This is a genomic window from Janthinobacterium sp. FT14W (genome assembly GCF_009208755.1).
Taxonomy (GTDB): Bacteria; Pseudomonadota; Gammaproteobacteria; order Burkholderiales; family Burkholderiaceae_D; genus Janthinobacterium; species Janthinobacterium violaceinigrum.
Map to the genome: position 1 here is coordinate 1 of NZ_WFLL01000042.1, position 26,816 is coordinate 26,816.

The following is a 26,816-nucleotide window of genomic DNA, read 5'->3' on the forward strand; positions in this document are numbered from 1 at the left end:
CGTTGTGTTTGTCAGCTGCGAAGAAGGAAGAGTATGAAGCATTTCAGCACAATCGTCAACTCCTTCTTTTTCTCTCGTTTTACTCGGCATTTGCATGCATCGTTCAGCGAGGGGGCGAATTATAGCCAAGGTACCGCGGCTCCGCAAGGGCTATTTTTATACTGCCTCGTCCCACCGCCCAGCAAGCATAGTCTTCACTTCAAGCGCCTTTTTGTGCAGCCTGTCGCAATCGGCTGGCGTAGTTCGTGGTCTTTAGGCACAGTGGCAACATCAGACTCTGACGCGGCTCAACAAGCGGTTAAACTTGCCCGCTGCGTCGATTAACTCTTGTACTTGAAAGTGCCCCCATGCTTCCGATTTCCAGCCTGCCCCAATTGTTGAAAACCATCCTCGCTTGGTTGCAACGGGCATTCGACGCGACGACGACCTGGGTCACTCAGCTGTCTTGGTGGAAATTTTTCCTGTTTGCCGCCCTGGCCCTGATCGCCGGTTCCATTTTGCAAGATGAGCTTTTCTCGTCCAATCCGGACGAAGAAGTCATCATCAAGTCGCACAAGCGCAGCAGCAAGGGCTCGGGCGAAACCAATATCCTGATCGACGATACGGGCATCCATTTCAATCCCCGCAACAGCAAGAACCGGCGCAGCAGCACGGCAGATGCGGCCAGCGAGCCGGCCGATGCCGCCGAGGCGGATGAGCACGCAAACACCGTGCCGCCGGCACCGCCGGAACCACCGGCCGCCCCCGCCAAGCCCAGCTATCCCGTGACCACGAATGCCTCGGGGGAAGAAGTCCATATTGAATTGCCGCCACAAATCGGTGAAGAGTTGTCGAATGCCATAGAAGAAGCGGTCGATGATGCGGCAGAGCAAAAAGTGTCGCGCTATCACCAGCAAGCCTCGACCTGGTTCAAGAGCTTTGTGTCCCTGCTGGTCCTGGCCCTGTTCGCCATGAAGGCCCTGGTGGGCGGCAAGAAACGTGCAGAAGCGGAAACCGTCACGGCAAACGAGGCAGCCGAGCGCGAATCCATGCAGCGCCAGCTCAGCGAAGCGAAGATGCAGATGATGCAGGCGCAAGTCGAGCCGCACTTCCTGTTCAACACACTCGCCTCCGTCGAACACCTGATCCAGGTCGATCCGCCGCGCGCCGCCAAGATGCAGCGCAGCCTGATCCAGTATCTGCGCGCCGTGCTGCCGCAAATGCGCGACAACGCCCTGATTACCAACCTGGGCCGCGAAGCGGACATGGTGCAAGCGTACTTGAACCTGCTGAAAATGCGCATGGAAGAACGCCTGACCGTCGACTTCCAGATTCCCGACGGCCTGCGCAGCGCCGCCTTCCCTCCCATGATGCTGCAATCGATGGTGGAAAATGCCATCAAGCACGGCCTGGAAGTCAAACCGGAAGGCGGCACCCTGCGCATCGTGGCCGAAGTGGCGCACAGCAAGCTGCGCGTCACCGTCACCGATGACGGCCTGGGCTTTGGCGTGGTGCCCAGCGATGGCACGGGCCTGGGCTTGCCCACCATCCGCGAGCGCTTGAAACTGCTGCATGGCGACCAGGGCAGCCTGACCATCACGCCCAACCAGCCCAGCGGCGTGTGCGCCGTGATCGAAGTGCCATATCAACTGTCCAAATAAGACAGTTGATAAAAACGCTAAATCATTGAATAATCAATCTTCGCCTGTTCACACTTGAGACCTATGCCTACCGCTATTATTGCCGACGACGAAAGACTGATGCGCGACCAGCTGCGCCTGCGCCTGGGCCAGGCCTGGCCCGAACTGGAAATCATCGGCGAAGCCAAGAATGGCGACGAAGCGATCGAACTGGTGGAACAACTCAAACCCGATTTTGCTTTCCTCGATATCCGCATGCCGGGCAAGACGGGCATGGAAGCGGCGCAAGTGATCGGCAGCAAGACGCATATCGTCTTTGTCACGGCCTACGATACCCACGCCGTGGAAGCGTTCGAGCGGGGCGCCGTCGATTACGTGCTCAAGCCGCCCGAGCATGAACGCTTGCTGGTGACGGTGGAGCGCCTGAAAACGCACTTGAACAAGCCCGCCCTGGATGTCAACAGCAGCGTCACGGCCATGCTGTCGCAGCTGGCCGAGAAAATCACGGCCAAGCCCACCTACCTGCAATGGATACAGGCCAGCATCGGCCAGGACTTGCGCATGATTCCCGTGGAAGAAATTTTATTTTTCCGCTCCGACGAGAAATACACCTGCGTGCAGACCGCCAAGTATGAAGCGCTGATCCGCAAGCCCGTGCGCGACCTGGCCGAAGAACTCGACCCTTCGCTGTTCTGGCAAATCCACCGCGCCACCCTGGTCAACGTGAATGCCATCGAAGGCGTCACGCGCGACATCCGCGGCCGCCACCTGGTGCTCATCAAAGGCAAAGCCGACAAGCTTGAAGTGAGCCGCAGCTTCTTGCACCTGTTCAAGCAAATGTAAGCTCCCCGCCGCCGCCCGGCCCATGCCGGCGCGGCGCCTGACGCTCATCGCCCCCTTCCTGCGCCACATCAAGCCGCGCCATCCCAGCAGGCATAGGCTATTTACTTAGATAAAGTCCTGCCCGTCATCACTGTCTTGCCTGCCTTCGTACACGTTCGCAAGGAGATACCCATGCCCGACCGAGGCAGTCCCGCACTGCTGCGTATCCTGCCGCTGGGCATGGCGGCGGCGCTTTTGCTGTGCCTGTTTCCCCCGCTGAAAGCCCGCCGGCAACGGCAGGCGCGCGGCCAGGCCATCATCGACAATGCCAGCGACGCCATCATCAGCATCAACAGCGAACAAATCATCCTGCATGCGAACGCGGCGGCAGCCAGGTTATTCGATGACACGCCGGACGGCATGCGCGGCATGCGCCTGGGCCACTACATCCTGCGCGACCTGCGCACCCTGGGCGACCTGGGCAAGCAGGATGGCGATCCGCCGTTCGGCGACATCAGCCAGGAGCTGCGCCTGACGGGCCGGCGTGCCACCGACTACACCTTGACGGGACGGCGCAGCGATGGCGCCATGTTTCCCCTCGAAGGCTCGCTGTCGAGCATGCAGGAAGACGGCCATAGCGTGTTTACCATCATCGTGCGCGACATCAGTGCGCGCCAGCAGATGCATGAACAACTGGCCCGCTCCTTTTCGCAATTGCGTGAATTGTCGAGCGCGCTGCAATCCATCCGCGAAGAAGAGCGCAAGCATATCGCGCGCGAACTGCATGACGACCTGGGGCAGTTGCTGGCCACCCTGCGCGTCGACCTGACCCTCGTGCGCCAGCACACGGACACCACCGTGCCCCTGCAAGCATTGCTGCACAGCATGGACGGCTTGCTGGTGACGGCCATCACTTCGCTGCGGCGCATCGCCAGCAACCTGCGTCCGCGCGCGCTCGATGAAGGGGGCTTGTATTTCGCGCTGCAAAAACTGCGCCACGATTTCCTGTTGCGCCGCGCCATCCATTTCGACTTGCTGGCCGACGAAGCCGACCTGGTGCTCGACGATGCGCGCAGCACGGCCATCTACCGCATCGTGCAAGAGGCGCTGACGAATATCGCGCGCCACGCCGAGGCGAACCACATCACCATCGCCCTGCACCGCATCGATTCCTCGCTGGCGATCACCATCCAGGATGACGGCCGCGGCATTGCCGAACACGACCTGGAAAAATCCACGGCACTGGGGCTGCTGGGCATGCGCGAACGGGTGTGGGGCTTGAACGGCAGCATACACATCGGCGCCGATAGCGAACTGGGCGGCACACGCATCGAAATCTCGCTGCCCATGCATGCCGAGGCGGCGGCAGCGGCGATGCAATAAAAAAGGCGCCCGCAGGCGCCCTTGTCATCCCTCACATCAAGCGATGCTTAGAATTTGTGTGCGATACCAACCTGGTACGAGGTCAACGACTTCACGCGCTCGCGGCCGGCGTAAGCATACACGTCGGTGCGCTTCGACAGGTGGTAGTCGTAGCCGACGCCGAATTCCTTGATGGTGTCCTGATCCTTGAACTTGTTGTTGCTTTGCTCTTGCTTGCCATACGACACTTTGGCATCGCCGCCGCCAACCGTGTAGTTCAGGCCGATCAGGTAGGACTTGTATTCGCCGGTGGTTGCCACCTTGGTGTCGCCTTTCGAGTAGGCAGCCGTGATCTTGGCTGGGCCGAATTTATAGCCGCCACCGATGGACCACAGGTCAGCCTTGGCGGACGTTGCCGTTGCTTGCACGGCTTTTTCGTAGCCGGCGTGCAGGCTGATCGGGCCATTGTCGTAGGTTGCCAGGCCGATCACGCCAGCGTCAGCGCTGTTGACTTCGCTCAGCACGTATTGCAGGCTGCCCACGAAACCTTCAAAGCTTGGGCTGTTGTAGGTCACGGCGTTGTTCACGCGCGACGAGCCGACGCCCGAACGCAGCAGGGTTTCATTGTTCTTGCCAACCACGCCGTAGGTGTTGAATGGGTCGACGCGGGCGATGGTGCCATCGACCAGGTTCTTGGTGCGGCCCAGGATGGCGGTACCGAAAGCGCCTTTCAAGCCCACATACGCTTGACGGTCGAACAACACGCCTTTTTGCGCGCCGGTGTCGGCCAGGAATTCACTTTCCAGGTTGAAAATTGCGGACAGGCCGCCACCCAAATCTTCCGTACCCTTGAAACCGAGGCGCGACGCATTGTTTTCGCGTTCGACGGTCGGCTGGCCAGTGGTCTTGGCGATACCGAGGTCAACCAGGCCGTACACGGTGACGTTCGATTGTGCTTGCGCCGTAGCTGCCGCGAAGGTGCCGATGATCAATGCTGCCAGAGTAATTTTTTTCACTTGAGATTCTCTACATTAGGTTGGACAAGAGTGTTGCTGCTTAGCTGCTGAACCGAATCATGCCCATCAAATACTTCAACAATATGACATCGACAAGATGTTGCTTTTTGGCACAACACCGTGTTACCTAAAAACAACAGGCGAAAAAAAACCGCCCGAAGGCGGTTCATATTGCCGTTCCGGCCTTACTTCAGGCGGCAGCTCAGCAGCCAGTAGTATTCCAGGCGCTTCATGCGGATTTCGCGGGCCGAGTGGGCAAATTTCTTGCGCAGGTGGCTATCCGATGGGAAATTCTTCAGCACTTCATAGCGCTCGCCCCCCTCCGTCGTGCGGAACTGGTGGGTATTGCCTTCCAGGTCAGTGCGCGCGATCACGGTGCTGCTGCCATCGACATAGGAATTGTCGATCAGCACCAGCAGGATGTCCTTGCCCAGCTTGCTGCGCAATTGCTTCAGATACTTGTCCTGGTCTTCGCGCTTGACGTGCGACCACCAGAAACCGGCGAACACGGCCGTGAACTTGCCCAGCAAGTCATCGGGCAAATTAAAGGCGTCGAGCTTGGCGAACGTGACGTTGTCGGGCAAGCCGCGTGCCTGGGCCAGCGCCAGCATTTCATCGTTGATATCGGTGGCCAGCACGGACTCGGCCGACTCGGCGACCACTTCCGTCCAGTAGCCGGTGCCGCAAGCCAGCTCCAGCACGGTGTGGCCTTCCAGCACGTCGGCGACCTTGTCGCGCAACACTTCCAGGTCTTCCTGGCGTTCGGGCTTGTCATAGACGCGCTCGTACTGCTGCGCGATGGTGGCGTAATATTTGGCAAGCTGATCGGTAATCATTGTTTCTTCTCTTCTTAAATAATCTTGGCCAGGCACGTCGCCCGGCCGACTTCATGCATTGTTATAGTTCGTAGTGCTCTTTATCACCGCTCATCGCCTGCTCGATGAGCTTGCGATTCAGGGTCGGCGTCAGCAACTCGATAAAGGTATAGATATAGCTGCGCAAATACGCGCCCTGCTTGACGGCCACGCGCGACACATTCATGCCGAACAGGTGGCCGACAGGGATGGCGCGCAAGCCTTTGTCGCGCTCGGCATCGAAGGCCATACCCGCTATGATACCAATCCCCATGCCCAACTCGACATAAGTCTTGATCACGTCCGCATCGATAGCCTCGAGCAAGATGTCCGGCTTCAAGCCCCGCAGCACGAAAGCGTGGTCGATCTTGTTGCGTCCGGCAAACGCGCTGTCATAGGTAATCAGGGGGAAGGCGGCGATTTCTTCCAGGGTCACGGACTTCGACTTGAGCAGCGGATGGTCGACCGGCACCACCACCACGTGCTCCCATTGATAGCAGGGCAAGGTGATCAGGCCATCGATGGCGGCGATCGATTCCGTGGCGATGGCCAGGTCGGCCTGGTCGCGCTGCACCATCTCGGCGATCTGGCGCGGGTTTCCTTGCAGTAAAGACAATCGTACCTTGGGGAACTTCAGCATGAAGGCTTGCACCACCTTGGGCAAGGTGTAGCGCGCCTGCGTATGCGTGGTGGCAATAGTAAAGCTGCCGCTGTCCTGCGCCGCGAATTCCTTGCCGATGCGCTTCATGCTGTCGATTTCCTGCATGATCAGCTCGACGGACTCCAGCACCAGGCGGCCCGGCTCCGTCAAGCCGCGGATGCGCTTGCCGTGGCGCGTAAAGATATCCACGCCCAGCTCTTCTTCCAGCTCGATGATGGCCTTCGACACGCCCGGTTGCGACGTGAACAAGGCCTTGGCGGCGTCCGTCAGGTTGTAATTCTGCCGGACCGCTTCGCGCACGAAGCGCAGTTGATGGAGATTCATTGCTGGTTTGCCCTAGATTGCCGTGATTTGCCGAGTTTCCGCCCCACCCATGATTTTGCGTTCATGCATATACGCATATCGCATATAAGCAAATGCGTACTAAGTAGTTTGGATTAAACGCCAAGTTTATTACTATTGCGGGTACTTTGGGGGTGAAAGCATGACTTTGTCTTATATAGTCTCAGGATTTGCCGTAGGATTACTCGTAGGAATGACCGGTGTGGGCGGCGGTTCGCTGATGACGCCGCTGTTAACCCTGCTGTTTGGCGTGCCGCCCTCCGTGGCCGTCGGCACCGACCTGGCCTTCGCCTCGATCACCAAGAGCGCCGGCACCCTGACGCACCGCCTGCGCGGCACCATCCGCTGGGATATCGTCAAGCGCCTGTGCATCGGCGCCCTGCCCGCTGCCGTCGTCTCGACCCTGGCGCTGAAATCGTTCGGCACCCTGTCGCCGGAAATCGGCCAGATCATCCGCTATTCCATCGCCGCCTCCGTGCTGCTGACCGTCGTGGCGCTGATCTTCAAGGGCCGCATGCTGGCCTGGATCAATGCCCACCCTGAAAAACAATTACAAGGCAACAAGCTTGCCGCCGCGACCATTTTTTCCGGCGCCGTGCTGGGCGTGCTGGTGACGGTCTCGTCGATCGGCGCCGGCGCCATCGGCGCCACCCTGCTGGTGATGCTGTATCCACGCATGAGCTCAGCCGAAGTGGCGGGCACCGACATCGCCTATGCCGTGCCCCTGACGGCCATCGCCGCCCTGGGCCACTGGTGGCTCGGTTCCATCCATTGGGAATTGCTGGCCTCCCTGCTGGTCGGCTCCCTGCCCGGCATCACGCTCGGTTCCTGGGTGGCCCGCTCCGTGCCGGAAAGGTTTTTAAGAGTCCTGCTGGCGATGACCTTGACCGGCGTGGCAGTAAAGCTAATCTATTAATTGACCGACCATGTGACACGAACAGTATCAAGAACATAATCCCAGGCAATCTTCCAGCACCCCGGCTTTTTTAGGAATTGATATGTACCATTACGATCAGTACGACCACCTCATCATCAAAGAACGCATCGCCCAGTACCGAGACCAGGTTGCGCGCCGTATCGCCAATGAACTGACGGAAGAGGAATTCATTCCGCTGCGCCTGCAAAACGGCCTGTACATGCAACGCCACGCCTACATGCTGCGCATTGCCGTGCCCTACGGCTTGCTGTCGTCGCAACAGATGCGCATGTTCGCGCACATCGCGCGCAAGTATGACCGCGGCTATGGCCACTTCACCACGCGCCAGAACATCCAGTTCAACTGGATCGAGCTGGAGCAGACACCCGATATCCTGACGGACCTGGCGTCCGTCGAAATGCACGCGATCCAGACCTCCGGCAACTGTATCCGTAATACAACATCGGACCCGTACGCCGGCGTCGCCGCCGATGAAATCATCGATCCGCGCCCGTACGCGGAAGTGCTGCGCCAGTGGAGCACCTTCCATCCCGAGTTCATCGCCCTGCCCCGCAAGTTCAAGGTCGCCATCAATGGCGCCGAGGAAGACCGCGCCGCCATCGCCGTGCACGACATCGGCTTGACGGCCGTGCGCAACGCGGCCGGCGAAGTGGGCTTCAAGGTGATGGCCGGCGGCGGCATGGGCCGCACGCCCATCCTGGGCAGCGTGGTGCGCGAGTTCCTGCCATGGCAGCACTTGCTGACCTACATCCAGGCCATCATGCGCGTGTACAACCTGCACGGCCGCCGCGACAACAAATACAAGGCGCGCATCAAGATCTTGCTCAAAGCCATCGGCGTGGAAGAATTCACGCGCCAGGTGGAAGAAGAGTGGGTCGATCTGAAAGACGGCCCGGAAACCCTGACGGCCGAGGAAATGCAGCGCGTGGCGGACTTCTTCAATCCACCCGCCTACCTTGCCCTGCCGGAACTCGACTACCAGGCGGAACACGCGGACAACAAGGCCTATGTAAACTGGCTGGCGCGCAACGTCAAGCCGCACCAGCGCCCTGGCTACGTGGCCGTGGTGCTGTCCTTGAAGAAAACGGGCGTGCCGCCCGGCGACGCGACGGCCGAGCAGATCGACTTCGTGGCCGATCTGGCCGACCGCTACAGCTTTGGCGAACTGCGCGTGACGCATGAGCAGAACCTGGTGCTGGCCGACGTGGAGCAATCGAAACTCTTTAAACTGTGGCAGGAAGCCAAGGCGCACGGCCTGGCCACGCCAAATATCGGCTTGCTGACCGACATGATCTGCTGCCCCGGCGGCGATTTCTGCTCGCTGGCGAACGCCAAGTCCTTGCCGATCGCGGCCGCCATCGCGGAACGCTTCGACAGCATCGACTTCCAGCACGACATCGGCGAGATCGAACTGAATATTTCCGGCTGCATCAATGCCTGCGGCCACCATCACGTGGGCAGCATCGGCATCCTCGGCGTCGACAAGGATGGCAGCGAATGGTATCAAGTGTCGATCGGCGGCGCGCAAGGCAACAACGCCGCCATCGGCAAGATCATCGGACCATCGTTCTCTTCCCTCCAGATGCCTGAAGTCATCGGCCGCCTGCTGCACGTCTACGTGCGCGAACGCCATGAAGGCGAGCGCTTCGTCGACACGGCCCAGCGCCTGGGCCTGGCGCCGTTCAAGGAACACGTATATGCAACGCCGATCACGGTCGGCAACCTGGTGGGAGAAGACGAATATGTTTGAAGTACGCGAAGAAATCATCAAGAACGCCGCCGTGGTGCCGAATACCTGGGGCTTGCTGCGCCTCGATGAAAACGATACGCCGGAAACGGTGGTCGTGCCCGCCGGCAAGGTCATCGTGCCCCTGCCCGTGTGGCAAGCCCAGCGCGCGACCCTGGCCGCCCGCCTGCCCGACATCGGTGTCTGGCTGGCCAGCGACGAACGCCCGGAAGAACTGGCGGCCGACGTGGCGCAATTGCCCGTCATCGGCGTGGACTTCCCGAAATTCACGGATGGCCGCGGCTATTCCATCGCCTTCAACCTGCGCGCCCGCCTGGGTTTCCGTGGGGAATTGCGGGCCATCGGCGACGTGCTGCGCGACCAGCTGTTTTCCATGCACAGGGTCGGCTTCGATGCGTATGCCACCCGGCCGGACCGCAGCATCCATGACGCCTTGAAAGGGCTGTCCGTGTTTTCGGAAACCTACCAGGCATCGTGGGATCAGAAGTCGCCGCTGTTCCGCCGTCACCACCGCGAAGGCCAGAATCCCGACCTCGACAACGCGGCCGGCATCTGAGGAATTGTCATGAGCGATTTGACTTCTTTGATACACGCCACCGAGCAAACGCTGACACGCATCGCCGCGGAGTTTTCGCCGGCCGTGTTCGCGTCCAGCCTGGCAGCCGAAGACATGGTGTTGACCGACATGATTCTCAAAGCGAAGCTGCCGATCGGCATCTTTTCTCTGGAAACGGGCCGCTTGCACCAGGAAACCCTGGCCGTGCTCGACAAGGTGAAAACCCGCTACGGCCACGACATCACCCTGTACCGCCCGCAGCCGGAAGCCGTGGCCGCCTACGTGGAACAGCATGGCCTGAACGCCTTTTATGACAGCGTCGAGATGCGCCGCGAATGCTGCCGCATCCGCAAGGTCGAGCCGCTGGGCCGCGCCCTGGCCGGCAACAAGGCCTGGGTGACGGGCCAGCGCCGCGCCCAGTCCACCACGCGCGCCGAACTGCACGTGCAGGAAGACGATGCGGCGCACGCGATGACGAAATTCAATCCGCTGGCCGACTGGTCCGAGCAGGACGTGTGGGACTATATCCGCGCCAACGACGTGCCCTACAATGCGCTGCACGACCAGGGCTACCCGTCCATCGGCTGCGAACCGTGCACGCGGGCCGTCCAGCCGGGCGAAGATGTGCGGGCCGGACGCTGGTGGTGGGAAAATCCCGATTCCAAGGAATGCGGCCTGCACATGGTGGACGGCAAATTGATACGCATCAAATCCGTGGCAGCCTGAACAGACATAACAGACGCAGCAGAACAAGAAAGCACTCCATATGAGCAATATTTTGAACCAGCGCCACCTCGACAGCCTTGAGTCGGAAGCCATTCACATCATGCGCGAAGTGGCGGCCGAATCGGCCAACCCCGCCCTGCTGTTTTCCGGCGGCAAGGATTCCGTCGTCCTGCTGCGCCTGGCCGAAAAGGCCTTCCGCCCAGGCAAGTTTCCATTTCCCCTCGTGCACATCGACACGGGCCACAATTTCCCGGAAGTCATCACTTTCCGCGACAAGAAAGTAGCGGAACTGGGCGAACGCCTGATCGTTGGCTCCGTCGAAGATTCGATCAAGCGCGGTACCGTGCGCCTGCGCAACCCGGCCACGGATTCGCGCAATGCGGCGCAAGCCGTGACCTTGCTGGAAACCATCGCCGAACACGGTTTTGACGCCTGCATCGGCGGCGCCCGCCGCGATGAAGAGAAGGCCCGCGCCAAGGAACGCATCTTTTCGTTCCGCGACGAATTCGGCGCCTGGGACCCGAAAGCCCAGCGTCCGGAATTGTGGGACCTGTATAACACCCGCGTGCATCCCGGCGAAAACATGCGCGTCTTCCCCATCTCGAACTGGACGGAGCTGGACGTATGGCAATACATCGCCCGTGAAAAACTGGAATTGCCGCCGATCTACTTCGCACACGAACGCCAGGTGATCCCGCGCAACGGCCTGCTGGTGCCGCTGACGGACCTGACGCCGCCGCGCGAAGGCGAGACGGTGGAAACGCAAGTCGTGCGCTTCCGCACCGTGGGCGATATCTCGTGCACCTGCCCCGTGTCCTCAAGCGCCGATACGGTCGACGCCATCATCGCCGAGACGGCAATCACGCAAATCACGGAACGGGGCGCCACCCGCATGGATGACCAGACTTCCGAAGCCTCGATGGAAAAACGCAAGAAAGCAGGGTATTTCTAATGAACGCAGCAATCCAGAACACCAATCTCAGCAGCAGCGTCGAACGCGGCATGTTGCGCTTTATCACGGCCGGTTCCGTCGATGACGGCAAGAGCACGCTGATCGGCCGTTTGTTGTTCGACAGCAAGGGTATCTTCGCCGACCAGCTCGACGCCATGTCGCGCTCCAAGCACAAGCGCACGGTGGGCGACACGGTCGACCTGTCGCTGCTGACGGACGGCCTGGAAGCGGAACGCGAGCAAGGCATCACCATCGACGTGGCCTACCGTTACTTTGCCACGCCGAAGCGCAAATTCATCATCGCCGACACGCCCGGCCACGAGCAATACACGCGCAACATGGTCACGGGCGCATCCACGGCCGACGCCGTCATCATCCTGATCGACGTGTCGAAGGTGAAACTGGGCGACGATGGCAGCGTGGAACTGTTGATCCAGACCAAACGCCACTCGACCATCGCCCACTTGCTGCAGATCGAGCACGTGGTCGTCGCCGTCAACAAGATGGACCTGGTCGATTACGATGCAACGGTGTACAACCGCATCGTCGCCGCCTACCGCGAATTTGCCCAGTCGCTGGGCCTGAAGGACATCACGCCGATCCCCCTGTCGGCCCTCACGGGCGACAACGTCGTCGAACGGGGCGAAAAGCTGGGCTGGTACACGGGTCCCACCCTGATCGAACTGCTCGAATCGCTGTCCGTCTACGACGAATCGCACGACGCGCCCTTCCGCTTCCCCGTGCAGCTGGTGGCGCGCCACAACGGCCACGAAGCCAATGATTTCCGCGGCTACATGGGCCGCATCGAGGCGGGCAAGGTCAGCATCGGCGACACCCTGGTGGTGCAGCCGTCCGGCCAGACGGCCACCGTGAAGGATATCGTCACCCTGGATGGCTCGCTGCCGACGGCCGTGGTGGGCCAGTCCGTGACCCTGCTGCTGAATGAATACCTCGATATCTCGCGTGGCGACTTGCTGGCCAGCAGCGAACGCCCAGCCACCCTGCTGAAACAGGTGGTGGCCGACGTATGCTGGCTGTCGGAAGACGCGCTGGACCTGCGCCGCAAGTACTGGATCAAGCATGGCACGAAACAGACGGCGGCCAAGGTAACGGCGATCGAGTCCATTCTCGATATCAATACGCAGCAGCGCCACCCGGCCGACGGCTTGAAGCTGAACGATATCGCCCGCATCAGCCTGAACGTGCAGCAGGCGCTGGCGGCCGACGCGTATGCCGATATCCGCGCCACGGGCGCGTTTATCCTGATCGATGAAGTGACCCACCAGACGGTTGCGGCCGGCATGGTCCGACTCTAACCCCGCATCGTCCAGGAAAGGCAGCCATATGAACAGCTCCCCATCTCTCCCCGGCAAGGTCTACCTGATCGGCGCCGGCCCCGGCGCGCAAGACCTGATGACCTTGCGCGGCGCGCGCCTGCTGGCGCAAGCGGACGTCGTGCTGCACGACGCGCTGGTCACCGAAGAGATGCTGGAGCTGTGCCCCCAGGCGCAAAAGATTCTTGTAGGCAAGCGCTGCGGCCAGCTATCGACGGCGCAGGCGTTCATCAACAAGCAACTGGTCGACCACGCGCGCAAGCACGCCGTCGTGGTGCGCCTGAAAGGGGGCGACCCCATGCTGTTCGGCCGCGCCGACGAGGAACTGCGGGCACTGGAAGAAGCGGGCATCGCCGTCGAAGTGGTGCCCGGCATTACCACGGCCCTGGCGGCAGCGGCCGCCACGCAGCAGCCGCTGACCAAGCGGGGCGTGTCGCGCAGCGTGGCCTTCTTCACGTCCAGCACGGCGCCGGGCGAACCGGACCAGACGCGCATTCCCGACTGCGACACTCTCGTGCAATACATGGGCGGGCGCGAAGCCATCGCCACGGCGCAGCGCCTGCTGGCCCAGGGCCGGCGCATTGACACGCCCGTGGTGGTGATTGAAAACTGCAGCCGCCCGGACCAGCGCATCGTGCGCCTGCCGCTGAGCGCCCTCGCGCACGGCCTGGGCGACACCCACGGTCCCGTGCTGGTGATGCTGGGCGACGCCATGGCCGCGCGCGCGCACCAGACCATCGGCGAAGAGGTCGCCATTGTGGCGCGCCATGCTTGAATAAATACACCGTATTTTACCGACTTTAAAGTCAGTAACTGACGTCTTTCGACGAAACATGATACGATGCTCACGCATCTTTTCTCGAGAAGTTGTTGCGTGATAGCAATAAGATCACGCTTCGCCCCGCCATAGCACTTGCTGCGCGGCTTCCCCGCTGACGGGAACCGCCCCGGCAATCTCCCCGAAAAAAGCTGCGCCCGCAGGCTGCAATACCGCGCCGCGCAACTTGAGCCGTCACAATCAACAATGAATTTCTCTTCCGTGCGCGAAGCCCTGACTTCGCTCAGCCGCAGCAATGCCGGCGTCGCCAGCGCTGTGCTGTTCAGCATGCTTGCCTCCATCGCCCTGTGGACGGTGTTCCCGAATATCGACGATGAAAACCACTTGCTGGAATGGCTGCAGGCGCTGTTCCTGGCCCTGGCCTGCACCGTGCACGGCGCGCGCGCGTGGCAGGAAGCCGACCGCCAGTCCCTGCGTTTCCTCATGCATGCCGGCTTGTCGGCCCTGCTGTTCGGCTTCCTGCTGCGCGAACTCGATATCGACCAGTTCGGCACGGCGCCCGCGTGGGCGCAGCTGGAAAAAGCCCTGCGCGTGGTCGAGCTGCTGATCCTGATACGCGTGCTGATCTTCTTCGCGCCGCGCGCCCGCAAGGTGTTTGCCCATGCGCCGCAGATTTTCAGCATGCGCATCACCATCCTGACGGCCATCGGCGGCTTGCTGATGGTTGCCGGCTGGCCCTTCGACAAGAAGGTCTTCCACGGCATGCCGGACGCCTACGCGCTGCTGGGCGAAGAAGTGCTGGAACTGGGCGCCTATCTGCTGCTGTTCCTCGCCGCGCTGTCCGACAGCTCGGCCGCAGCCCGCATCAGCCTGGCGCCAAACAAGAAAGCGGCTTGAGCGCCGTCACATTTCAAATGAAGATGGCAGCGGCAGCAGCTGCTGCAAGGTAGCGGCCACGCGCAGCAAGCGCGGGTCGTCGTCTTCGGCCTCGTCGCAGGTATCGTTGATGCAGAAAAACGGCAAGCGGCCGAACTGCGCCAGCAGCTGCTCCAGCTGCCGCGGCGCATCCGCGTCGCCGCTGGCGATATGCAGCGGATCGAGCATGCGCGCCCGCGCCACTCCCTGATGCACCATCCAGCGCGGCACCAGGTCGGGCAGCAATGCCGGCACCTGCCAGGAGCGGAACACGGTCGCGCGCACGCCGGCAAACACGGCCGGCGCCAGCCCTTCCAGCGCATGCAGCGCGCTTTTCAGCATGGGCCGCGGCGCATGCGCATACAGGCGCGGCTCATGCCGGTAATCGGCGTACTGCGCCGACAGCCATTGCCGCGACAAGGTGGCGCAGTTGACGGGCGCGGCCACGTCGGCGCGCAAGCCCTGCATGTCCTCCTGCAGCGCACTCTCCGTGAAAACGCTCAAGCGCCCGTCCCCTTCCCCGCCAAACCAGAAGGTCGGCTCGAACGGCGCGCCAAAGAACACGTCGTCGTTCAAATACAGGAAGCGCTCGGACAGGCCCGGAATATGGTGCAGATACGATTCGATATGGCCGGAATCGAACACGGGCAGGGATGCACCGGGCATCAGGCTGGCATGGTCGATCACCGTCAGGCGCGGCGACGCGCGCAGCCAGGCAGGCACCTGGCGGTCCGTCAGCAGATAGATATGGCCGTGGCCTGGGAAGAAGCGCTCGAGCGCGCGCAGGTTGTAGCGCAGCTCGCCGTTGTCGCGGTAGCGTCCCGCCACGTTGCCGTGCAGGGCCAGCTGGCCCGGGTGCGCACGCTCCCAGGCGGCATACGCGTGCTGCCGGCGCGCGCGCCAGGCCGGGTCGGCGCCATCGACCCACAGGTAGACGATGTCGATGGCCGCGGCAGGCATCGCGCTGGCGGCGCCGCTCAAGAGATGGGGCTGGAGCCTGGCGCGGCCACGCAGTAGTCGGCGATGGCGGCAAGCACGCTGGCGTTTTCGCCCACCGCCTCGACCACCTTCAGGCGCAGGCGCGGATGCTGCTGGCGCAGTTCTTCCAGCAAGAGCGGCAAGTCGCGCAGCACATGCCCGCCCTGCCCCAGGAACACCGGCACCACGGTGGCGTCCAGGATGGCGCCGGCGGGCAGCTGGGCCAGCAGGGCCGCTACCAGCTCGGGCAGGCGCGGCGACATCAGTTCCAGGAAGGCCAGGTGCACGCTGGCGTCGGGCATGCGCGCCTGGGTCAGGTCGCGCAGGCGCTCGAAGGGCGCGGCCCACGATGCAGCGCGCGCGCCGTGGGCAAACAGGATCAATGCCTGTTGCACGTGCGCCGCCATCAGTGCCGCTCCACCCACCACAGGGCGCCCAGCGCCAGCAGCAGGTACAGGGCGCTCGGCGCCACCGCCGTCAGGAAGGCCGGCCAGGTGCTGAGCAGCCCGAGATGCGAGAACAGGGTGTTGACCAGCATGAAGCTCACGCCGATCATGATGCCGATGAAGATCTTCAGGCTGATGCCGCCGCTGCGCGTGTGCATGTAGGCAAACGGCAGCGCCAGCGCCATCAGCACGAAAATGGCCAGCGGATCGATCAGCTTTTTCCAGAAGGCGATGCGGAAACGCTCGGTTTCCTGCTTGTTCTCGGCCAGGTGGCGCGTGTACACGGCCAGTTCGCTGGCCGACATGCGCTCGGGATCGGACGCCGACACCGTCAGGATCTTCGGCGTCACTTCCGACGTCATGTCCTTGCTGGCGCTTTGCACGGTGCGCACCAGGCTCGTCTCCTGGCCATAGTAGTTCGACAGCTTCGGCTCGAAGCCGGGCGCGGTCGCCGCGCTGTTCGAGAACGAGGTTTCCGTCACCTCGGTCAGGCGCCAGATATTATTGCCCTGGTAGGTAGCGCCCTTGGCCACGGTCAGGGTGCGCAAGCGCATGTCGGTGTCGAATTCATACAGCTTGACGTTTTTCAGCTGGCCATCCGGACGCGCTTCGCCCACATTGAAAAAGCGCGAACCGGTGACGCTGCCCGTCAGGCCGTCGCTCTTGACCATGTCCTTGGTCCACAGCCCGGAGCGGAATTCGCTCGACACGGCCGCGCCGCGCGAGGTCAGCTTGAGACGCTCGGCCAGCGGCTCCGTGCGCGGCGTGATCAATTCACCGAAGATAAAGGTGATGACGACGAAGACGATGCCGATGCGGAACAGGAAACCGGCCGCCATCGCCGTCGACATGCTCGACGCGCGCATGATGGTAAATTCGGAGCTGGCGGCAAACTGCGCCATCGTGTAAATGGTGCCGATCAGGGCCGCGATCGGCATCACCTCGTACACGTGCCCCGGCACCAGCACCAGCACGTACAGGAACGCATACTGGATGGTATAGCCGTTGCGGCCCACCTTGGGCAGCTCGCCCGTCAGGTCGATGAAGGCTTGCAGTGCCAGGAAGGCCAGCAGCACGAACAGCACCGCCTGGAATATCGAGACCGCAAAATAGCGCTGTAAAATCTTCATTTCGATGCCGCTTTACTTGTATTGCCGGCGCGGCGCGCGCGCTTGAAGGACGCCAGCAGGACCAGCGGATGATAGCGGTGATTCACATTCAGGCGCCATGCAAACAGCGCCACCACGGCCAGTGCCGCCAGCAGGTGCAGCGGCCACCAGGCCACGCCAAAGCTCAGGCGCCCCTGTTTCACGCTCGCTTCGACGACCTTGATAAGGTTGCTGTAGGTAAAGAAAATCAGCAGGGCGATGATCAGGTTGGTCGAACTGCCGGCACGCGGATTGACAAAGCCCAGCGGAATGGCCAGCAGGATCAGCATCAGGCCGATCAGCGGCGCACTGACCCGCCACAGCAATTCGGCCATGGTGTACGGGTTCGGTTCGGCGATGAGCGCCATGGTGCTCATGGCGCGCACGCCCAGCTCCGCTCCCAGCTCCTGCTGCTTGCTCTCGATGCGCATGATGTACTGCTCGAATTCCATGCTCTGGAAGTCCGCTTGCGTCGGCACGCCCTGGTAGCGGCGGCCGCTCTTGAGCACCAGGAAGCGTTCGCCCTTGGCGTCGGTATTGATCACGCCTTCGCGGGCGACGACGACGACGGCGCTGCCTTTTTCATCGACGGTATTGACGAAGACGTTCTGCACCACGTTTTTCTCGCCGCTGACGCCCTCGACGAAGAAAATGCGGTTGCTGCCGGCCGATTCGCGGAACTGGCCCGGCGTGACTTTCTGCAGGTCTTCGCGCTTTTCAAAGCGCGCCACATATTCATCGCTTTTCTTTTGCGCCCACGGCGTGGCGTACAGGCTCAGGACGCCGGTGGCCAGCACCAGCGGCAGGCCGAAGCTGAGGACGGGCCAGATCCAGCGCGACAGGCTCAGGCCGGAAGCGAACCACACCACCATCTCCGACTCCTTGTAGCTGCGCGTGACGACCATCAGCACCGAAATGAAACCGGTGAGGATGATGATGGTGGGCAGCTGCATCAGGGCGGAAAAGACCATCAGGGACATGACGTCGGACGACGCGATTTTGCCGCCCGCCGCCTTGCCGAGAATACCGATCAGCATCCAGGTGAGCAGGATACTGAACAAAACAGTGAAGGTGGCCCCGGCGGCACTAGCCAATTCACGTCGAAGGGCGCGTTGAAAGATCATTCGGAGTTTATAATTCGGGTCAGTTAGTTGAGTAACACGTTACTAGTAAATGAAAACGGAGAACCAAATGGACTTTAGCATAAAAGCATTCGATACCAAGAGCACCCTCGGCACGGCCAAAAGCGGATGCATCGCGGTTGCGGTATTCGAAAACAAAAAACTGTCGCCAGCGGCAAAATCGCTGGACAGCAAGGGTGCGATTTCGGCTGCGCTGAAGTCCGGCGACATCAGCGGCAAGCCTGGCAGCACGTTGCTGCTGCGCGCAGTCGATGGCGTCGCCGCGGAACGTGTTCTGCTCGTTGGCATGGGCAGCGATGAAACTGTCAGCGAAAAAAGCTTCGCCAGCGGCGTGCAAGCGGCGCTCAAGGCGTTTGGCTCGCTGGGCGCTGCGGACGCCATTATCGCATTACCGCTGACGGAAGTGAAAGAGCGCGACGTAAATTGGGCAATCCGTTGCGTGGTGCAAGCCGCCCACGACAGCGAATACCGCTGCGACTCGCAAAAAAGCAAAAAAGACCCGGCGCCAGCGGGCGTGCGCAAGATCGTCCTGTCGGCACCGGCGACCAACGCCACGCGCGGCGCACTGGCGCAAGCCATCGCCATCGCCAACGGTTCCGACCTGACGCGCAACTTGGGCGACCTGCCGGCGAACATCGCCAACCCGACCTACCTGGCCAACACGGCCAAGCAGCTGGCCAAGGATTACAAGTTCGAAGTCGAAGTACTGGACCGCAAACAGCTCGAAGCGCTGAAAATGGGCAGCTTCCTGTCCGTCACCAACGGCAGCGAGCAGCCGCCGAAGTTCATCGTCCTGAAGCACATGGGCGGCAAGGCCAAGGATGCGCCAGTGGTCCTGGTCGGCAAGGGCATCACCTTCGACACGGGCGGCATTTCCATCAAGGCCGGTCCCGGCATGGACGAAATGAAGTACGACATGTGCGGCGCCGCCTCGGTACTGGGCACCTTCCGCGCCATCGGCGAAATGAATCTGAAGCTGAACGTCATCGGCGTCATCGCCGCATGCGAAAACATGCCGTCGGGCCGCGCCACCAAACCGGGCGACATCGTCACCTCGATGAACGGCCTGACCATCGAAGTGCTGAACACGGACGCCGAAGGCCGCCTGGTGCTGTGCGACGCGCTGACCTACGCCGAACGCTTCAAGCCGGCAGCCGTGGTCGATATCGCCACCCTGACGGGCGCTTGCGTCGTCGCCCTGGGCCACCACAACAGCGGCCTGTTTACGCGCAGCGATGCGGCGCATGACCAGCTGGCCAATGAACTGCTGGCAGCGGGCAAGCAATCGAGCGACACGGCATGGCGCATGCCGATCGAAGAAGCGTACAACGAGCAGCTGAAGTCGAACTTCGCCGACCTGGCCAACATCGGCACGCCAGGCGGCGGTTCGGTGACGGCAGCAGCGTTCCTGGAAAACTTCACCAGGAAGTACACCTGGGCGCATCTGGACATCGCCGGCACGGCATGGAAATCGGGTGGCGCAAAAGGCGCGACCGGCCGTCCGGTGCCGCTCTTGACGACGTTCCTGATCAACCGCGTGTAAGGAAACGCCAGACCAAACCTGCTGCGCGGGGCTATTGGCGGCCGGCGATGCTCGCTGTACCTGAAGTACAGCTGCGCTTCTCGGCCACCACCAGCTCCCGCTCGCGACGGTTTTGTCAGGCGTCGTGACACCGTAAAAAAAAACCGCCAGGTCTTGCGACCATGGCGGTTTTTTTATGCGCAGCGCATGAATCAGTAGACGACGGGATCGGGAATCGGCAGCGGCGCCACCTTGGGCTGCACCACCGCTTCCGGCACGGCGGCGGCCGGCGGCGGCGCGGGAACCGGCGGAGGCGGCGCCAGGCGCGCGGGGTCCTGCATGACGATGGTCAGAATGGACGGGTAGTCGAAGCCGGCACCCGTGTTGCGGTCGACGAAATAGCCGACGCCCAGGGTCAGGATGACATTGCCCCAGACGCTGCCATTGAGCTTGGGATCGATATGGTCGTCCGTCGCGATGGCTGGCGAACCGTGCTTGCGGCAGTCGACCTTCAGCGGTTCCTGGCTCTTGCGGATGATAATGCGCCCCGGCGTGGTGACAAACCACTTGCCCACGTCGTTGCTGAGGATGCAGCCGGCGCCGCTCAGTTCGCGGTTGTCCTGGATGGTTTGCACCAGCACCATCTGCTCGGTGTTGCCCGTCAACGTGGCGCAGCCGCCCAGGCCAAACAGCAGCAGCGTCCTGGCGGCAAGGGCGGCAGACGATGGTACGCGCATGGCTGGCTCGCTTAACGGACGGGAATCGGCTGGTCGCCCGGCACGGCGACGGCGGTGACGCTGTTTTTCGGACTACCCTCGATCAGGCGGTCGGAATAGACGAGATAGACCAGCGCATTGCGCTTGCTGTCGACCATGCGCACGACGCGCACATGCTTGAAGAAGATCGAGGCGCGCTCGGTAAACACTTCTTCCTGGCGCGGCAGCTTGCCCTTGAATTGCAGCGGTCCCACCTGGCGGCAGGCCACGGCCGCATCGGCCTTGTCTTCGGCCAGGCCGACGGCGCCCTTGATGCCGCCCGTCTTGGCGCGCGACAGATAGCAGCTGACGCCGGCGACGCGGGGATCGTCATACGCTTCGACGACGATCTTGTGGTCAGGGCCGATCAGCTTGAACACCGTGTCGACCGAACCGATGGTTTCGGCATGCGCCGCGGTGCAGGCAAGGCCCAGCACCACTGCGGCAGGCAGCAATTTACGCATGAAGAGAATCCCGGGCACGCACGCAGGCGGCCATCAGTTGATGGGGGCGAAACGCTGGACCATGACGCCTTCGACCTCGATCAGCTGAAAGAACACGTCTTTCGGCCGGGTCCAGATGGAACCGTCTGCGGCGCGATAGACGATCATCGGCGTGAGATCCGCTTCCAGCGTGGCTTCGCACACCAGTTCATAAATGCCGCCCTTGTAGTGCCGATAGCGCATCGCCGTCTCCTCAAGCCGTGGAATCTTCGCTCTTGTCGTCGGCCAGTGCCTTCTGCTTCATTTTCAGGCCCTGGATCACTTTCAGTATGCCTTCCATGCCGGCCGCGCCATCGGCGCCGCTGAAGGCGTCGAGCACCTCATTGAGCACCTTGTTGCGCACGGTCGCTTCATCGGAAGACATTTCCAGCGCGCGCTGGGCCTTCGCCGCCTTTTCGGCAGCGCTCACCCGCGGCTTCGCAGCCGTCTTGCCATGCGTCAGAGCAGCCTGCCAGATAACCCAGCGACGCTGGGTCTCGAAGATCAGGTACTCATCCGGTTTGTCTTCTCTTCGCCGCACAATGTGGCCGTCACGCTGCGCCCACGCTTCAAATGCAGTTCGCATTTTCTTCCTTTGCAAATGCTACGCGCAAGTCTCACTATTAAAACTGCAACATTTCAAAATAGTACCATCTATTGATGTCGCAAAACAGTCTCATAGATATAGTACTGCAATTTATATAACAAGTCTGGCGGCGCCAGGGACGGAATCTACGCTCCGCCCCGGGCACAGTGGTCATGTAATCGGAATAGCAATTACAACTAATTACAACTGCTTCCTGTTCGGTTCTTAACTTGGCTGTAACAAAGCCGTATGACACAGTTGTTACATTGTGCCATTTTAGTAGTTTTTATCGCGTTTTAGCGAGAAACTTTACACCTTTGTCGCGTTAAATGGGGAGACGCAGCCTGCCACGCCAGCCACTTATGCCAAATCAAACATAGGGATTGATCAATGATACACAAAAACATAATATTCATGCGCCACGATTGGTTAAATATAAATACTTTATTAATACTCTTTTTCCTTGCAAGCAAATAAAGCATGCACTTGACCAGCGGGGCAGGACGCCGCCCGCACGCATGCGGTAAGATTCGCGCCTATCGATACCTATTCAAGCAAGGATTTTTCCCATGAAACTCGCCACCTGGAACGTCAACTCGCTCAAAGTGCGCCTGCCGCAAGTACTGCAGTGGCTGACAGACAACCCGGTCGACATACTCTGCTTGCAAGAGACCAAGCTCACGGACGACAAGTTCCCCGTCGCCGAGATCGAGGCGGCCGGCTACCAGGTGGTCTTCAGCGGCCAGAAAACCTACAACGGCGTGGCCATCCTGTCGAAGCAGCCGATCACCGACGTGGTGAAGAACAATCCCCGCTATGAAGATGCGCAGCAGCGCATCCTGGCCGCCACCATCGGCGGTGTGCGCGTCGTCTGCGCCTATGTGCCGAACGGCCAGAGCGTCGACTCGGACAAGTACGAATACAAGCTGGGCTGGCTGGCCGCCCTGCACGACTGGCTGGCCGAAGAAGCGCAGCAGCATCCGCAACTGGCCGTCGTGGGCGACTACAATATCGCGCCCGACGACCGCGACGTGCACGACCCCGTCGCCTGGGCCGGCCAGGTGCTGGTGTCGGACAAGGAACGCGCGGCCCTGCAGCGCCTGTTCGACATCGGCCTGACGGACGCCTTCCGCCTGTTCGAGCAGGCTGACAAATCGTTCAGCTGGTGGGATTACCGCCAGCTGGGCTTCCGCCTGAACAAGGGCCTGCGCATCGACCATATCCTGCTCTCGCCCGCCCTCGCCGCCCGCTGCACGGCCTGCGTGATCGACCGCGTGCCCCGCAAGTGGGAGCAGCCGTCCGACCATGCGCCCGTCGTGGCCACCATCGACTGATCGCCGGCCGAAGCGCGGCAGCTCAGGTCGCGCCCTCCAGCAGCACCTGCGCATTCGCCGCAGGCACCGGAGCGGAAAACAGATAGCCCTGCGCGTAGCGGCAGCCGCTTGCCTGCAGCAGGGCGAACTGCTCTTCCGTCTCCACGCCCTCGGCCACGGCCGACAATTGCAGGCTGTCGGCCAGCGCGATGATGGCCGCCACGATGGCCCGGTCTTCCCCGCTGTGTTCCAGGTCCTTGATGAAGGCGCGGTCGATCTTGACCTTCTTCACGGGGAAGCGCTTCAGGTAGGCCAGGCTGGAATAGCCGGTGCCGAAATCGTCGATCGACAGGCGCAGGCCCATGCCATTGATCTGCCGCAAAATCTCCAGCGTATGCTCGCCATGCTGCATCAGCGCCGTCTCGGTGATCTCGAATTCCAGCAGCGACGGGTCGATGCCCGTTTCCCGCACCACGGCGCCGATGGCCGCCACCAGGCCCTTGTGCATGAACTGGCGCGGCGACAGGTTCACCGCCAGCGGCACCGCTTGCAGGCCCTGGCGCTGCCAGGCCATGCTTTGCTCGCACGCCTGGCGCATCACCCATTCGCCCACCGGCACGATCAGGCCGTTTTCCTCCATGATGGGAATGAAGCGGTCAGGCAGCACCAGTCCATGGCCGGGACGGCGCCAGCGCAGCAGCACTTCCATGCCGTGCAGGCGGCGCGTGGCGATATCGATGACGGGCTGGTAGAACAGCTCGAACTGCTGCAGCGCCAGCGCCGTGCGCAAGCTGCTTTCCAGGTCGAAGTGCAGGGCCGCCGCCTGGTTCATCGTCTGCGTGAAGAACTGGTAGTTGTTGCGGCCATTGCCCTTGGCGTGGTACATGGCCGCATCCGCATGGCGCATCAGGGCGTCGACATCGCCGCCATCGTCCGGATACACGCAGATGCCGATCGACGGCGTCACGTGCAGCACATGGCCGTCGAGCGGAAAGGCGGGCGTCAGCGCCTCGATGATCTTCTCGGCCACGCGCGCCGCTTCATCGGTGCCGCGGATGCCCGGCACCAGCACGACGAATTCATCGCCGCCCAGGCGCGCCACCGTGTCGCTGGCGCGCACGGCGCCGCACAGCCGCGCGGCCACTTCCTTGAGCAGCAGGTCGCCCGTCATGTGGCCCAGCGAATCGTTGATGGTCTTGAAGCGGTCCAGGTCGATGAACATCACGGCCAGCTTGCGGCCGGAACGCTGCGCGGCCAGCATGGCCCGTTCCAGCCGGTCCGACAGCAGCGCGCGGTTCGGCAAGCCCGTCAGGTTGTCGTGGTAAGCCATGTGGTGCACCCGCGCCTCGGCCTGGCGCCGCTCGACGATCTCGCCCTGCAGCAGCAGGTTGGCGCCGGCCAGTTCGGCCGTGCGCTCCTGCACCCGCAGCTCCAGTTCATCGCGCGCGCGGCGCACCGCCTCGGCCGCCTCGCGGCGCGCCGTCACGTCGTCCACCAGCCACACCGAACGGCCGTGCGCATGCGCCAGGTCGAACGGCCGGCCGGACAGGCGCGCCCAGAAACGGCTACCATCCTTGCGCACCAGCTGGTATTCCGACATGTGCACCCTGCCCGCGCCGAAATCGCGCGCCGTCTCGCCGCGCGCCGCCTTCCACGCAGCGACGTCCGGATACAGGGCCTGCACCGACAGGCCGTTGATCTCGCCTGGCCCGTAGCCGAACAGCTCTTCCATCTTGCTGTTGCTGCGCAAATTGTAGCCGCCCTCCACCACCGAGATGCCCAGCACGGCGCTGTCGAGGATGGCCTGGTTTTCCAGCAGCGCGTTGCGCAGGGATTCCTCGGCGCGCTTCGCCTCCGTGCGGTCCTCGATGATCCAGATGGTGCCGGCGGCGGGATCGTCCGGATTGACGACATAGGCGATCAGCTGCGCCCACAAGGTGCTGCCGTCGCGGCGCATCATTTCCACTTCCGTCTGGAAGGGCTTGGCCACCGACAGGAAGGGGAAGGCCGCCGCGCCCAGCAGCTCGTAGGATTGCTGCGAGACGTACAGCGCGCGGCCGGGCAAGCCCAGCGCCTCGTCGCCGCTGTAGCCGAACATCGCGGCAAAGCCCAGGTTGTAGCGCGTGATCTGGCGGTTCTTGGTATACAGGATGCTCACCGAGGCATTCGTCATGATGGCCGCCACTTCCATCTGCGTCTGGCGGCTGGCCGTGACGTCTTCGAGTATCCAGATGGTGCCCTGTTCGCTGTGCGCCTGATCGACGGCCTTGGCGCGGATGCGGCACCAGAACAGGCTGCCGTCGCGGCGGCGGAACAGCGCTTCATCCTGCTCGTACGGCAAGCCCTGCCCCAGCAGCGGCGTGGCCTGCACGCCAAACTCCTCGTAGGCGGCGGGCGAGGGAAACAGCTCGGCGGCGGGCAGGCCCGTCATCTCCTCCTGCGCGTAGCCGAACATTTCGGCGAAGCGGGGATTGCAGCGCAGGACCAGGCGCGAACGGGAAAACAGGATGCCGACGGAGGCGTTGTCGAGGATGGCCTGCTGCTCCAGCATCAGCTGGCGCGTGGCCTCCTCGGCCGCCTTTTGCGCGCTGCGGTCGTCGAACAGCCAGATCGTGTCGCGCAGGCCGCGGCCGGCCTGGCTTTCCGGGTTCAGGACATAGCCATACGCGAGCGCCCAGAACGTAGAGCCGTCGCGGCGGCGCATCTCCATCTCGCCCTGGAACGGCAGGCCGCGCCGCAGCAGGGGCGCGGCCTGCCGCACCACGCTCTCGTACGCGGCGCGCGACGGATACAGGTCGGCCACCGGCAAGCCCACGCCGCTGTCGCCGTCAAAGCCGAAGCATTCGGCGAAGCGCCGGTTGTAGCGCAGCACGCCCTTGTCGCGCTGAAAACCGATGGCCAGCGGCGCGTTGTCCATCACGGCCTGCATTTCCAGCATGGCGCGGCGCAGCTGGTCTTCATCGCGCCGGTGGTCGCTGATATCCTCGATGATCCATACCGTGCCGTCATGGGTATTGAGGGGGTCGACGGCGCGCCCGTGCAGCCGGCTCCAGAACAAGGTGCCATCCTGGCGCCGCAATTCCAGTTCGGTACGGTACGGCTTGCCCTTCGACAACAGCGGCGCCGCTTCCAGCCCCAGCGCGCGGCAATGCTCGGCGGAGCGGTACAGCACCGCGCCCGGCATGCCCGTCAACTGGTGGCGCGCATAACCGAGCATCTCCGCGGCGCGGATATTGCACTCCTCGATGAAGCCGCCCTTGGAAAACACGATGCCGACGGCCGCGCTTTCCAGGATGGCCTGCTGTTCCAGCAAGGTCTTGCGCAAGGCTTGCTGGTCGCGCTGCTGCAAGCTGATGTCGGCAAACACCAGGGTTGCGCCCGGCAAACCATCGCCCACCGGCAGCGGCCTGGCCCACACCTGCACGGCGATGGCGCCCGCCGCCCCTTCAAGGCTGCTGTCCCAGTGCCGCTCGCGCCCCGCCGCGCCCAGCGCGCCGCGCAGCATGCTGGTGCTCGACGCGCGATAGGCGTCGCTGAAACAATCGGCCAGCAGCCGGCCCGACACATCCCTGTCCAGCAAGGCGTTCAAGGCGCCATTCGCGGCCACCACCATGCCGCAGGCATCGCAGGCACACGCCGGCAAGGCGATCAGCTGCAAGGCATCGGCAATGAAATCGGGACTGGTCGGTACGCGGTTCATGGACACCATGGGTCGGTTGGTAACGGTCGAACATGCGCCTGAGCAATATATTCCATAGGCATCATGGTGCTGCTAGATCATAAACCAGTTTCCCGGGGTTTTTTCATATTCCTTATTGGCAAT

25 protein-coding genes are annotated in these 26,816 nt (G+C 62.3%); 13 read left to right on the top strand and 12 right to left on the bottom strand.

What is annotated here, in order from left to right; all coding sequences use genetic code 11:
- The first annotated feature begins 347 nt into the window (after positions 1 to 347).
- The 3 genes from GCN74_RS22525 to GCN74_RS22535 all read left to right on the top strand — a co-directional run bounded on the left by GCN74_RS22525 (position 348) and on the right by GCN74_RS22535 (position 3,824).
- Positions 348 to 1,640, top strand: coding sequence for a sensor histidine kinase (locus GCN74_RS22525; protein ID WP_152258743.1), 1,293 nt, complete (start codon positions 348 to 350; stop codon positions 1,638 to 1,640).
- 63 nt (positions 1,641 to 1,703) lie between these two features.
- Complete coding sequence (locus GCN74_RS22530; RefSeq protein WP_152258744.1) at positions 1,704 to 2,462, top strand: LytR/AlgR family response regulator transcription factor; 759 nt, start codon at positions 1,704 to 1,706, stop codon at positions 2,460 to 2,462.
- A gap of 171 nt (positions 2,463 to 2,633) precedes the next feature.
- Positions 2,634 to 3,824, top strand: coding sequence for a PAS domain-containing sensor histidine kinase (locus GCN74_RS22535; RefSeq protein WP_152258745.1), 1,191 nt, complete (start codon positions 2,634 to 2,636; stop codon positions 3,822 to 3,824).
- 47 nt (positions 3,825 to 3,871) lie between these two features.
- Here GCN74_RS22535 and GCN74_RS22540 read toward each other — a convergent pair whose 3' ends face one another.
- The 3 genes from GCN74_RS22540 to GCN74_RS22550 form a co-directional block, all read right to left on the bottom strand.
- Positions 3,872 to 4,819 (bottom strand): porin, encoded by a 948-nt coding sequence (locus GCN74_RS22540; RefSeq protein ID WP_152258746.1) that lies wholly within the window; start codon positions 4,817 to 4,819, stop codon positions 3,872 to 3,874.
- Between the two features lie 185 nt (positions 4,820 to 5,004).
- Entirely contained in the window at positions 5,005 to 5,655 is a 651-nt protein-coding gene (locus GCN74_RS22545) for a class I SAM-dependent methyltransferase (protein ID WP_099665030.1), read from the bottom strand.
- Between the two features lie 61 nt (positions 5,656 to 5,716).
- Positions 5,717 to 6,658 (bottom strand): CysB family HTH-type transcriptional regulator, encoded by a 942-nt coding sequence (locus GCN74_RS22550; protein ID WP_034751505.1) that lies wholly within the window; start codon positions 6,656 to 6,658, stop codon positions 5,717 to 5,719.
- A gap of 160 nt (positions 6,659 to 6,818) precedes the next feature.
- On the opposite strand from GCN74_RS22550, the gene GCN74_RS22555 reads away from it, so the two are divergent.
- The 8 genes from GCN74_RS22555 (at position 6,819) to GCN74_RS22590 (ending at position 14,603) form a co-directional block, all read left to right on the top strand.
- Positions 6,819 to 7,592 (top strand): sulfite exporter TauE/SafE family protein, encoded by a 774-nt coding sequence (locus tag GCN74_RS22555; RefSeq protein WP_152258747.1) that lies wholly within the window; start codon positions 6,819 to 6,821, stop codon positions 7,590 to 7,592.
- 82 nt (positions 7,593 to 7,674) lie between these two features.
- Positions 7,675 to 9,363, top strand: a complete 1,689-nt coding sequence (locus tag GCN74_RS22560; RefSeq protein ID WP_152258748.1) for a nitrite/sulfite reductase — start codon at positions 7,675 to 7,677, stop codon at positions 9,361 to 9,363.
- A complete protein-coding gene (locus GCN74_RS22565; protein WP_152258749.1) occupies positions 9,356 to 9,916 on the top strand; it encodes a DUF934 domain-containing protein in 561 nt (186 codons plus the stop codon). Before GCN74_RS22560 ends, GCN74_RS22565 begins: the two co-directional genes overlap by 8 nt.
- Before the next feature lie 9 nt (positions 9,917 to 9,925).
- Complete coding sequence (locus tag GCN74_RS22570; RefSeq protein ID WP_152258750.1) at positions 9,926 to 10,642, top strand: phosphoadenylyl-sulfate reductase; 717 nt, start codon at positions 9,926 to 9,928, stop codon at positions 10,640 to 10,642.
- A 40-nt stretch (positions 10,643 to 10,682) separates the two neighbouring features.
- The gene (cysD, locus tag GCN74_RS22575) at positions 10,683 to 11,594 is read left to right on the top strand and encodes a sulfate adenylyltransferase subunit CysD (RefSeq protein WP_152258751.1); all 912 of its coding nucleotides are present in this window, start codon (positions 10,683 to 10,685) and stop codon (positions 11,592 to 11,594) included.
- The gene (locus tag GCN74_RS22580; RefSeq protein ID WP_152258752.1) at positions 11,594 to 12,910 is read left to right on the top strand and encodes a sulfate adenylyltransferase subunit 1; all 1,317 of its coding nucleotides are present in this window, start codon (positions 11,594 to 11,596) and stop codon (positions 12,908 to 12,910) included. Before cysD ends, GCN74_RS22580 begins: the two co-directional genes overlap by 1 nt.
- A 28-nt stretch (positions 12,911 to 12,938) precedes the next feature.
- The gene (cobA, locus tag GCN74_RS22585) at positions 12,939 to 13,703 is read left to right on the top strand and encodes a uroporphyrinogen-III C-methyltransferase (protein ID WP_152258753.1); all 765 of its coding nucleotides are present in this window, start codon (positions 12,939 to 12,941) and stop codon (positions 13,701 to 13,703) included.
- A gap of 249 nt (positions 13,704 to 13,952) precedes the next feature.
- Positions 13,953 to 14,603: a hypothetical protein gene (locus GCN74_RS22590; RefSeq protein WP_152258754.1), complete on the top strand. Its 651-nt coding sequence runs from the start codon at positions 13,953 to 13,955 to the stop codon at positions 14,601 to 14,603.
- 6 nt (positions 14,604 to 14,609) lie between these two features.
- Here the strand turns inward: GCN74_RS22590 and GCN74_RS22595 are convergent, their stop codons facing one another.
- The 4 genes from GCN74_RS22595 to lptF are packed head-to-tail and all read right to left on the bottom strand — an operon-like array spanning position 14,610 to position 18,317.
- The gene (locus GCN74_RS22595) at positions 14,610 to 15,602 is read right to left on the bottom strand and encodes a Stealth CR1 domain-containing protein (protein ID WP_152258755.1); all 993 of its coding nucleotides are present in this window, start codon (positions 15,600 to 15,602) and stop codon (positions 14,610 to 14,612) included.
- Positions 15,599 to 16,006, bottom strand: coding sequence for a sirohydrochlorin chelatase (locus tag GCN74_RS22600; RefSeq protein ID WP_152258756.1), 408 nt, complete (start codon positions 16,004 to 16,006; stop codon positions 15,599 to 15,601). Before GCN74_RS22600 ends, GCN74_RS22595 begins: the two co-directional genes overlap by 4 nt.
- Positions 16,006 to 17,175: an LPS export ABC transporter permease LptG gene (gene lptG / locus GCN74_RS22605; protein ID WP_152258757.1), complete on the bottom strand. Its 1,170-nt coding sequence runs from the start codon at positions 17,173 to 17,175 to the stop codon at positions 16,006 to 16,008. The genes GCN74_RS22600 and lptG overlap by 1 nt, the downstream gene beginning before the upstream one ends.
- A complete protein-coding gene (lptF, locus tag GCN74_RS22610) occupies positions 17,172 to 18,317 on the bottom strand; it encodes an LPS export ABC transporter permease LptF (RefSeq protein WP_152258758.1) in 1,146 nt (381 codons plus the stop codon). The genes lptG and lptF overlap by 4 nt, the downstream gene beginning before the upstream one ends.
- Before the next feature lie 67 nt (positions 18,318 to 18,384).
- Between lptF and GCN74_RS22615 the strand changes: the two genes are divergently transcribed.
- The gene (locus tag GCN74_RS22615; protein WP_152258759.1) at positions 18,385 to 19,878 is read left to right on the top strand and encodes a leucyl aminopeptidase; all 1,494 of its coding nucleotides are present in this window, start codon (positions 18,385 to 18,387) and stop codon (positions 19,876 to 19,878) included.
- 191 nt (positions 19,879 to 20,069) lie between these two features.
- On the opposite strand, the gene GCN74_RS22620 is transcribed toward GCN74_RS22615, so the two are convergent.
- From GCN74_RS22620 to GCN74_RS22635, 4 genes are read right to left on the bottom strand one after another with little or no spacing between them, the layout of a single operon-like run.
- Positions 20,070 to 20,594 carry a hypothetical protein gene (locus GCN74_RS22620; protein WP_193317204.1) on the bottom strand — a complete coding sequence of 175 codons (525 nt, stop codon included), beginning with the start codon at positions 20,592 to 20,594 and terminating at the stop codon, positions 20,070 to 20,072.
- Positions 20,595 to 20,605: 11 nt separating this feature from the next.
- Complete coding sequence (locus GCN74_RS22625) at positions 20,606 to 21,076, bottom strand: CreA family protein (protein ID WP_152258760.1); 471 nt, start codon at positions 21,074 to 21,076, stop codon at positions 20,606 to 20,608.
- Between the two features lie 33 nt (positions 21,077 to 21,109).
- Positions 21,110 to 21,298, bottom strand: a complete 189-nt coding sequence (locus tag GCN74_RS22630; protein WP_034782199.1) for a DUF1653 domain-containing protein — start codon at positions 21,296 to 21,298, stop codon at positions 21,110 to 21,112.
- 10 nt (positions 21,299 to 21,308) lie between these two features.
- Complete coding sequence (locus GCN74_RS22635) at positions 21,309 to 21,695, bottom strand: hypothetical protein (RefSeq protein ID WP_226939173.1); 387 nt, start codon at positions 21,693 to 21,695, stop codon at positions 21,309 to 21,311.
- A gap of 554 nt (positions 21,696 to 22,249) precedes the next feature.
- Between GCN74_RS22635 and xth the strand changes: the two genes are divergently transcribed.
- Positions 22,250 to 23,014: an exodeoxyribonuclease III gene (xth, locus tag GCN74_RS22640; protein ID WP_152258761.1), complete on the top strand. Its 765-nt coding sequence runs from the start codon at positions 22,250 to 22,252 to the stop codon at positions 23,012 to 23,014.
- Between the two features lie 22 nt (positions 23,015 to 23,036).
- Here xth and GCN74_RS22645 read toward each other — a convergent pair whose 3' ends face one another.
- On the bottom strand, positions 23,037 to 26,693 hold the full coding sequence (locus GCN74_RS22645; RefSeq protein WP_152258762.1) for a bifunctional diguanylate cyclase/phosphodiesterase: 3,657 nt from the start codon (positions 26,691 to 26,693) through the stop codon (positions 23,037 to 23,039).
- Between the last annotated feature and the right edge of the window lie 123 nt (positions 26,694 to 26,816).